The sequence below is a fragment of the Chloroflexota bacterium genome (assembly GCA_016875535.1).
Taxonomy (GTDB): Bacteria; Chloroflexota; Dehalococcoidia; order SHYB01; family SHYB01; genus VGPF01.
Genome location: VGPF01000064.1, coordinates 1 through 8966 on the forward strand (window position 1 = coordinate 1; position 8966 = coordinate 8966).

Sequence of the window (8966 nt, forward strand, 5' to 3'; positions counted from 1 at the left end):
CCATCTCCAGATTGCCCCCACCGCTTGACTGGCCTCCGCCTTGGCTTCCGCCACCTTGGCTCCCGCCCGACTGGCCCCCGCCTCCAGATTGGCCCCCACCGGAACTGCCGCCACCGCCCTTTTGCGGCAATACGAAAGCCTGCACCTCTCCGGACTCATCTACGGTCAAGGGCGACGACAAGCTCTGCGCCCAGGCCGTCGCAATACCGCCAAGCGTCACCAAGGCGATGAGCATCGCCGATAGGAGAAGGCTACCCGCGCTTCTGGGAAAGCGGTTCACGTCTTGATCCTCATCACATCGCTAGGGGAGAGAGTCCCTACGTAAACGTGAGGACGCCTCGTATTGTAGGTCTCTGCCCTAGAGGAAAGTCAACCCCGGAACGGCCTATCTTCACTCCATCTTTGGCCCACCGTCCGTGAATGCGCGGCTCAGGCGCGACAGCGCACGGCTGACAGGCTATCCTTACGCCAAATGGCCGCCGCCAATAATCGCATCTTCACCCCGAACTTTTTCTACCTGAGCTTTTGCACCTTCGGCTTCTTCATCAGCTTTACCCTCTTCTTTCCCACCCTGCCGCTCCTCATCAAGTCCCACGGCGGCGATGCCGCGATCATCGGCCTGATGGTGGGGGCCTCCAGCATCGTCAGTCTCGCCATCCGCCCGGTCACGGGAAGATTGACCGACCGGTACGGGCGCAGGCGTTTCATCCTCGTCGGCTGCCTCTGCATGCTCCTCAGCTCCATCGGCTATGACTTCGCCCCAAATCTTGGCTCCATGTGGCCCGTCCGCCTGATGGCCGGGGCCGGGATCGCCTTCTTCTTCACCGCCTCCACGGCCTTCATGGGAGACATCTCGCCTTCAGGGCAACGCGGACGCGCCATGGCCTACCTCGGCATCTTCAACAACATCAGCATGGCCCTCGGTCCTGCCCTCGGCATTTGGCTCATCAAGTCGGACCGGCTCGGCGGGATAGAGCGGCGATTGGAAGACTGGCTGCCCGGGAGCGGGAGCAGCGTCACCGATCAATACAACTTCGCCATCCTCTTCGTCGTCGCGACGGTCTTTGCCCTCGTCGGCGTGGTCCTCTCCCTGCGGCTTAAGGAAGTGCACGTCCCGACGAGAAAGGCCAAGGAGAGCCCCCTTGAGATGGTGCAGAGCATGCTCCATCGCGATGCTGCTGTCCCGGCTATCCTCAACGGCCTCGTCACCTCAAACTTCGTCGCGCTCAACATCTTCATCCCGCTCTTTGGAGAAGAGATCGGGATGGCCAACCCCGGCCTCTACTACACGGTCTACGCCCTGGCGATGATCCTCTTCCGCCTCATCGGCGGCCAGTTCCTTGACCGCTACCCGCGCCAGCTCATCATGATCCCTTCTCTGTTCTGCCTGATGACGGCGACGCTCATGCTGGCCTTCATCCAGACGGAGCCCATCGTCTACGTCACGGCGGTTCTTGTCGGCGTCGGCTCGGGAGTCGTCCAGCCGACGCTCCAGGCATACCTGGTGGATAAGGCAAAAGGCGTGCGGCTCGGAGCGGCGTCGGGCACCTTCGCCATCGGGATGGATGTGGGCGTCTTCGGCGGCGGCGCGGTGATGGGCCGCGTCCAGCATGCGACGGATAGCTACACGGTGCCGTGGACGACGGCCGGCCTCTGCAGCGGCGTCGCGATGCTCATCGCCATCTACGTGGCCTCCAAAGAGCTCCCCCGAAGGAAGGCCCCTGCCGCACCCGGGACGGCGCTTGGAAGAGCCGCCACCGGATCCTAGGCGCGCTGCTGGCTGTTGGGCCCGCAAGTCACGATGAGCGCGTGGGTGATGAACTCATAGAGGTCGCTCGTGCGATAGGCTTCGTACGTCGCGGCGAGGGTGTCCTGGAAGGCGTCGAAGAAATCGCGCGGGATGTCGTCGTTCGCGATGCGCGCCTGATAGCCCTGGGCCATCTGCTGAAAGGCCGTCCGCAGCCAGCTCTCCCCGCGCCGCGAGAGCAGCTCGTCCAAGAATCGCCCGTGGTTCTCCAGGGAGACGCCGAGCCGCGGCTGGGCCTGTTTGCGCGGCCCAAGATAGGCGAAGTAGGCCAGCGCATCCAGCACCGCCTCGCGCGCGCCCATCGCCTCATACTCCAAGACCAGCCGCGCCGCCGCCTGGGGCTGGGACTGCGCCAGGACGTAGACCGCCCTGGCCGGGGGCAATCGCACCGGGTTCGCAGAACGGATCGCCTCAGCGGCGGGGCGCGGCGCGCGCGTGATGAGGCTCGCCGCACCTTGCGGGTCGCGCAGGAGCAGCGGTTCGATGAGCAGGCCGGTTTGAGTGAAGAGCCGCCATGCCGCCTGCGGGTCGCGCTCGCCTAACCGCAGCACCCGGCGATAGACCACCTCAAGGAAGCGCCCGTCCACCTCGGGATTCGCCGTCACCTTATCGTTGAAGAGCTTCGCAAGCTCGGTAAGGCGCTCCGCTGAAAGCTCGCCGCCATAGCCCAGCCCCGCCACCAGCTCCTCCGGCTCCATGACGAAGCGCGTGAAGGCAGGCCCTTCCGAATAGACGGTGCGCATCGCCTCAGGCGAAAGGCCCCTGAGCAGCGTTCGCGTCGCATCCCGGTCCAGCTCGCCCAGGATCGAAAGGATGAAGTTCATCGCGCCGCGCTCATCCCGGGTGAGGCTGCGGACGTAGGCCTCGAAGCGCTCGCTCGCCGCCTTCGGCTCCTTCTGCAGCAGCGCCTGGTAGCTCCGCGCCTCCCGGAGCACGCGGAGGTGAAAGGGGTCCAGGGCGGCCTCCGTCAATCGCGCCGCGCGGCGTTCGCTGGGCGTGGCCTCGGCAGCGAGCAGCGCCAGTAGGACGCGGTTGCCTATCGCCGGAGCGAACTCCCGGAAGAAGGCGTCGCGCAGGATGCGCTCCCGCGCCATCGCGGCGCGACGCCCTTGCGGCGCGCGTTCCAACGCCAGCAGGAAATCGAACTGGGCGCCGATGCGCCGTCCGCGCCCGGGCATGGCGCGCAGGGTGTCAGGATAGCGCCCGTGGGTGTGCATCAGGTCTTGCACATAGCCGCGCCAGAAGCGGAAGTCCCGCACCACAGGCCCATGGCCGTCCATATCCTTGAAGTACAGGGCGTACTGCTGGGCGAAGTCCGCGAGCCGCCGGCGCTCCTCCCGCTCCGCGAGCTTCGCCGGAGCCTCAGGCAGCTTGGCCTTTGGCTCCTCCTCCACCGCGAAGCCGCCAAGCGGCATGTGCCCTACTCCTATATAGACGTCCGCCAATCGGCGCTCATCGCCGGGGAGGCTCAGGTACCAGCGCGCCGCCTCATCCCAAGAGGCAAAGCCGCCCTCTGTGAGGTAAGGCGAGTAATACTTGCGAAGGATGGGCGGAATAAGGTTGAGGTTGCCTCCGGTGTAGGAGACCAGCTCCGCCTCGCCCAGGTGATAGAGGCCGGGGTAGCCGCTGCCGCTGATGAGGTCGGGGATCTGGCGCAGCCGCGCCCGCAGCGGCTCGAAGCCGTCCGGCTGCTGCTGCAAGAACGTCTCCAGGTCTTTGCGGAAGGCAACATAGGCTGGCGCGAGCCTTTCACCTTCCTTCGCAGTCCAGGAAAGCTCCGGCTTGCCAACCACCGGCGCATGCCCCCAGAGGGTATGCGAAATCTCGTGGACGATCGCCGTGGGACGCGCCGAGCCGATGCCGAAATAGCCGTTGGCGCCGTAACTCCCGAACCATCCGGGCCTGCCGATCATGTGGCGCACGTCCAGATCACGCACCACCTGCGCGCCCGCCTCGCTGAAGCTGTAGAACTGCAGGATAGCCTCCACGCGCTGGCGCGCCCAGGTGTCCGATGGCGCTAGGGGCTGCCTTCCGTCTCTGCGGGGACCCGTCGCCTCGCCGCAGGCGGTGACCGCTAAGACACAAGCAAAAAGGACTGCCCAGAGCTTGGCGGATGTGCGTAAAAGGAGCCGCATCAGCGTCCGTGAGGCAGGCGCTCGATGAGATAGGTCGGCAGCTTCGCCGCGCGCATCTTGGCCTGCGTCGCCGCGATGTCATAGGCGACGCGGTAGTGGCGCACCACCTTTTCTTCGAGGTCAATGATGGCATAGGAGGCGCGCGGGTCGCCGTCCCGCGGCTGGCCCACGCTGCCCGGGTTCACGATGAAGCGCCCCGGCTCCAGCAGGCGCTCCTCGCCATCGCGCGCGGGCGTCAACACCGGTGGGCCGCGCAGGGACTCCCAGCAGACAAAGGGCAGATGCGAATGGCCCACCAGGCAGAGGCTAGTCTCCATCCTATCGAAGGAGAGCTTGGCTGAGACGCCGGAGACCACGTACTCCCACACCGGGTCCCGCACGCTCCCGTGGGCAAGGGTCACGCCGCTCGCCTCCGTCTTGGAAGGGAGGCCTTTCAACCACTCCTGCGCCTCCGCGCTCAGGACGCCGCTCGTCCAGCGGTTGGCCTGCGCGCAGGCGGGAACGAAGTCCTCGAGGCTGATGACGCCGGTCACCCCCAAATCATGGTTCCCGGCCAGACAGGCGGCGGCAAGCCTGCGGACGGCGGCCACGCAGGCCTCCGGCTCCGGGCCGTAGCCCACCGTATCGCCCAGACACCAATGATCCGTCGCGCCCTTCGCGCGGGCATCCTCCAGCACTGCCTCAAGGGCGGGGAGATTGCTGTGGATATCGGAGAGGACGGCCACGTTCATAGCGGGTCAGTCTAGCACAGGGAAGCTCATCCCTCGGCTATCCGTGAGAGCAGAGCGACGATATAATTTCCCAGGCAATGCCCACCTCCCTTGAATTCCTCTCCTCCTCGCCGGAGGAGACCCAAGCCATCGCCCAGCGCCTCGGCGAAGCCTGCCGCGGGGGCGAGGTCTTTCTGCTCATCGGCGACCTGGGCGCAGGGAAGACCTGCTTCACCCAGGGCCTCGCCAAAGGCCTCGGCGTTGAAGAGTACGTCCACAGCCCCACCTTTGTCCTTGTCGCCCAGTACCACGGCCGCCTCACCGTCCACCATGTGGACCTCTACCGCATAGACTCCACGCCGGAGGCCGTTGACCTTGGCCTGGACGACTACTTCAACTCCACCGCCGTCACCGTCATCGAATGGGCCGACAAAGCTCCCCTCGCCATGCCGCCGGACCGCCTGCGCGTGGAGATGACCGATTTAGGCGGCACTAAGCGCCGCATCACCGTCACGGCCCAGGGCGGTCGCAGCCAACGCCTGCTCCAGGCCGTGCAACCGGCGCCCGGTAAGAAGTAGCGATGGAACTCTCCATAGACACCTCCACCGCTGTCTGCGGCGTCGCCGTCAGCCGCCAGGGCAAGCTCCTCGCCGAACGGGCCTGGCGCACCGATCTCAACCACACCAAACAGCTCTTCACCACCATCGAGGCTGTGCTGAAGGAGTCCGGCGCAACGATGGACGATGTGAAGGCCGTCATCGTCGCCATCGGCCCTGGGAGCTTCAGCGGCCTGCGCGTCGGCGTCAGCGCGGCAAAGGGCCTCGCCGTCGCCCTGCAAGTCCCCCTCGCCGCAGTGAATACCATGGCCGTCGAAGCCGCTCCTTACGCCGGTTCGGGACTGCCCATCTGCGTCATCCTGGATGCCGGGCGCGGCGAGCTCGCCGTCGCCGCATACACCGCCGCCGACGGCAACCTGCGGGAGGCGCGTCCCTGGGCCGTCATGTCGCTCGAGGCGCTGTGCGCCTCCATCGCTGAGCGCACGCACTTCTGCGGCGAACATCTGCCTGCCGTCCAGGCCGTCCTCAGCGCAAAGCTCGGCGTGCGAGCCGTCTTTCCCACGGACCCGGCGGCGATGCGCCGCCCGCGCTACCTGGCCCAGCTGGGCTGGCAGAGGCTTGCGACAGGCGATCACTCCGACCCGGCGACCCTCCAGCCCATCTACCTTCGCGCTCCCTCCATCACCGCGCCCAAGCCGCCTGCAAAGGCGTAGGCGATTCGCGTAGCGCTGGCCTAGCGCAATCGGTACAATAGACGGGCGTTGCGTCGCACGTGTGGAGCGGCGCGCGACTTTCCTACGCACCCCTTCGGAGGTTCACCTTGGCCGAGATCCAGCGCACCCTTGTGCTTTTGAAGCCCGATGCCGTTCAGCGCGGGCTGGCCGGAGAGCTCATCAAGCGCCTCGAGCAGACGGGCCTCAAGCTCATCGGCTTGAAACTCATGAAGGTCTCAGAGGCCCTTGCGAAGAAGCACTACTCAGCCCACGAAGGCAAGAAGTTCTTCCCCGGCCTCGTCAGCTTCATTACGTCGAGTCCCATCGTCGCCATCGCCGTCGAAGGCCCCAGCGCCGTCGAGCTCGTGCGCAAGGTCATGGGCAAGACGAACCCGGTGGAGGCGGCCCCCGGCACGATCCGCGGCGACTTCGGCGTGGACATCGGCCGCAACCTCATCCACGGCTCGGACAGCCCCGAATCTGCCGCCAAGGAGCTGGCCATCTTCTTCACGCCCGCCGAGCTCGTCTCCTACTCCCGCGACTACGACCGCTGGATCATCGAGTAAGCCGCTTATCACACAGGCAGAGGCCTCCGATTGAATCGGAGGCCTCTGCCTTTTATGGATGCACTCGCTACGCCGTTGGCTTTCCCCGCGCCTTGCTCCGGTAGGCCGTCATCAGCGTTAGACTGACCACAACCAGTCCAACTGTGCCAAAGACACTGCCGACGATGATCTGGACGGTGTAGTCCGGTTTCGGCGGCCGTAACACGATACGTAGCTCCATCCGCGCGTCGGGCTTGGTGATGTTCTTATCGCCTGGGCCTGTGGTGCCGTCGCGGACCTCCTTCGAGACAGCCTTCCACTTCGACTCGATGGAGGTTACGGCCTGCAAGAAGTCCGCACGGAAGAAGCGTATCCCCAGCTCTGCTCGCTGCTCTTCGCCGTTAATCACGATGACAGCCGAATCCACTTCACCCCTGACCGATGCGGCATACCCCTTGATATCGGCATACGCCGCCTCGACGTTCGGGACGCGCAGCACCATCGTTGCATACGGCGCATTGCCGATGGGCAGCGGCGTCGGCGTCGGCGTGGGTGTGGGCGTCGGCGTCGGTTGCGGCGGCTGCAGGGTAAAGGCGATCGTCGAGAAGTCCACGCGCCGCGAGAGGACGTTCAGCTGCCCCTGGATGCGCTCGATCTCCGCGCGCACCCGGCTGATCTCGCGCTCCAGCGTCAAGATGTCGTTCACATTCTGGGCGCGCGCCAGCAGGACAAGGTAGCTCTCCTCCTGTCGCCGGAGGGCCTTGAGCCGCGCCTCCAGGTCTATGAACTGGTCGGTGACGTCCTGGGAGCTGACGCTTCTGGACTTCACGGTGCCGATGCGCTCCGCCTGTTCCAGCACGCTGAAGAACTGCCCCGGCGGCACCCGCACCACGATGGTGGCCGATTGGCGCGCCTCGTTCCCGGAGCTGGAGAGCGACTCCACATATCCCCCGGCCCCTTCAGCAAGGAGCCGTACCTGCGTCAGGGCAGGCGTCACGTCCGTCACTTCCAGGACGAAGTTCGCCGTGGAGATGACCTTGCGCCCATCGTCCGGCGGCAGGCCGCCGCTGCCCAAGCCGGGGACCGGTGGACGGGCCGTGGCCGTTGGGGCAGGAGTCGGGAAGGGTCGGGGAGTCGCAGGCGGCGCGGCTGTTGCCTGCGGAAAAATCCCTGTCCCAATTGGCCCTGCGGGTCCTGCCGGGCCCGCCGGGCCGCGAGCGCCGGAGGTGGATTGCTCCGCGTCCGTCGATGACCGCTGGCCTGCAGCTGCCGTCGGCGCGAACCGCGAGGTCCCGCCTGTCGCTTCCCCCTCGTCGTCGCCCCCGCAGGCGACAACAAAGAGCATGATCACAACAAAAGCCGAAAGGAACAGCCACGCTCGTCTCATCGCGCACCTCCCGTCTCGTCTTAGTGACTAGACGGAGAGGCGGGCGATTTTGTTCCCGCTACTGCATCCGCACCAGCGCCGGCGCCTCTTTCCAGACCGCCTCCAAGTCATAGTAGCGGCGCTGCCTGGCGCTGAAGATGTGGACCACGATGTCACCGAAGTCCAGGAGCATCCAGCCCGAATCCGGCTGGCCCTCCCGGTGGTTGGACTTCAGCCCTGCCTTCGTCAGCTCCTCGTCCACCTCATTGGCGATGGCCGAGAGCTGGCGCGGGTTATCCGCCGTGCAAATGACGAAGTAATCGGTGAAGGAGGCGAGCCCGTGGAGGTCCAGAAGCACGATGTCGGCGGCTTGCTTGTCAGAGGCGGCCTCGACGGCCTTCTTGGCAAGGTCAACGATTGTGAGCTTCTTCCGCTTCGGCATCGTGCAGCCATTCTAGGGAGCGGCGATGGGTACGGTCAAGGCAAGGATGGCATCCAACGCCCTCTCCCCCGGCCCATCCATTCTCCGTCGCTGATCACTCTCCCCCTTGCCTCAAAGCGCTGCGTTGGTGCTACACGCTTCCCTTCGGTCCCTCACCCTGTGCTCCTCCCCATCCTGCCTCTGTGCTCTCTGTGGATTACTTCCCCCTCTTCTTTATCTCTGCGCCCTCCGTGGTAGACCCTCTTGTCCTCTCCCCACTTGACATTAGTACTTATCATTGAAGTAGAGGAACGTATGGCGATACACCCTCAGCCTATGCCACAGAGTTCTGCAGAGCGGCCCCCTTGCGGGACGCCGCGCCGAATGGTACCCGGCGCTCAGCCCCCGCATCGCACTCGCACCTGGCCTAGGCCTATGCGACAAAGGAAGATCGTACGATCTGTCCGTCTTGGACGACTCACACGCGGGCGTGACCGGCTGACTCATGTCGCCGAGGGCACCGTGGGGAAGTCGCGAGACCGCTATCGCGATGCCTTGTCCCGTTTGAACGGGAACGTTAAACGCCCGCACCTTTGCTGGACGCGTCCACCCATGGCACACCGTCGGGCCCTCTGCAGCACACCCATCCCCACACCCATCTCAAAGAAAGGAGTAGGGGCGCGGGGCACGCGCCCTGGGTCCATCGCGCGGG

9 protein-coding genes are annotated in these 8966 nt (G+C 65.6%); 4 read left to right on the plus strand and 5 right to left on the minus strand.

Going from position 1 to position 8966, the window contains the following annotated elements:
* Positions 1-280 (minus strand): hypothetical protein (locus FJ039_12065; protein ID MBM4406883.1); only part of this gene is annotated, 280 nt, incomplete at its 3' end.
* Between the two features lie 192 nt (positions 281-472).
* Here FJ039_12065 and FJ039_12070 point away from each other — a divergent pair.
* Positions 473-1768 carry an MFS transporter gene (locus FJ039_12070; protein MBM4406884.1) on the plus strand — a complete coding sequence of 432 codons (1296 nt, stop codon included), beginning with the start codon at positions 473-475 and terminating at the stop codon, positions 1766-1768.
* Here FJ039_12070 and FJ039_12075 read toward each other — a convergent pair.
* Positions 1765-3942 carry a hypothetical protein gene (locus FJ039_12075; protein MBM4406885.1) on the minus strand — a complete coding sequence of 726 codons (2178 nt, stop codon included), beginning with the start codon at positions 3940-3942 and terminating at the stop codon, positions 1765-1767. The two genes, FJ039_12070 and FJ039_12075, sit on opposite strands and share 4 nt — an antisense overlap.
* Positions 3942-4673 carry a metallophosphoesterase family protein gene (locus FJ039_12080; GenBank protein ID MBM4406886.1) on the minus strand — a complete coding sequence of 244 codons (732 nt, stop codon included), beginning with the start codon at positions 4671-4673 and terminating at the stop codon, positions 3942-3944. The genes FJ039_12075 and FJ039_12080 overlap by 1 nt, the downstream gene beginning before the upstream one ends.
* Before the next feature lie 77 nt (positions 4674-4750).
* Between FJ039_12080 and tsaE the strand changes: the two genes are divergently transcribed.
* From tsaE to FJ039_12095, 3 genes are all read left to right on the plus strand, one after another.
* Positions 4751-5230 carry a tRNA (adenosine(37)-N6)-threonylcarbamoyltransferase complex ATPase subunit type 1 TsaE gene (tsaE, locus tag FJ039_12085; GenBank protein MBM4406887.1) on the plus strand — a complete coding sequence of 160 codons (480 nt, stop codon included), beginning with the start codon at positions 4751-4753 and terminating at the stop codon, positions 5228-5230.
* Between the two features lie 2 nt (positions 5231-5232).
* The gene (gene tsaB / locus FJ039_12090) at positions 5233-5922 is read left to right on the plus strand and encodes a tRNA (adenosine(37)-N6)-threonylcarbamoyltransferase complex dimerization subunit type 1 TsaB (protein MBM4406888.1); all 690 of its coding nucleotides are present in this window, start codon (positions 5233-5235) and stop codon (positions 5920-5922) included.
* Positions 5923-6038: 116 nt separating this feature from the next.
* Entirely contained in the window at positions 6039-6488 is a 450-nt protein-coding gene (locus FJ039_12095) for a nucleoside-diphosphate kinase (GenBank protein MBM4406889.1), read from the plus strand.
* A 67-nt stretch (positions 6489-6555) separates the two neighbouring features.
* Here the strand turns inward: FJ039_12095 and FJ039_12100 are convergent, their stop codons facing one another.
* Both FJ039_12100 and rsfS read right to left on the minus strand, forming a co-directional pair.
* Entirely contained in the window at positions 6556-7854 is a 1299-nt protein-coding gene (locus tag FJ039_12100; GenBank protein ID MBM4406890.1) for a DUF4349 domain-containing protein, read from the minus strand.
* Between the two features lie 58 nt (positions 7855-7912).
* Positions 7913-8275 (minus strand): ribosome silencing factor, encoded by a 363-nt coding sequence (gene rsfS / locus FJ039_12105; GenBank protein ID MBM4406891.1) that lies wholly within the window; start codon positions 8273-8275, stop codon positions 7913-7915.
* Between the last annotated feature and the right edge of the window lie 691 nt (positions 8276-8966).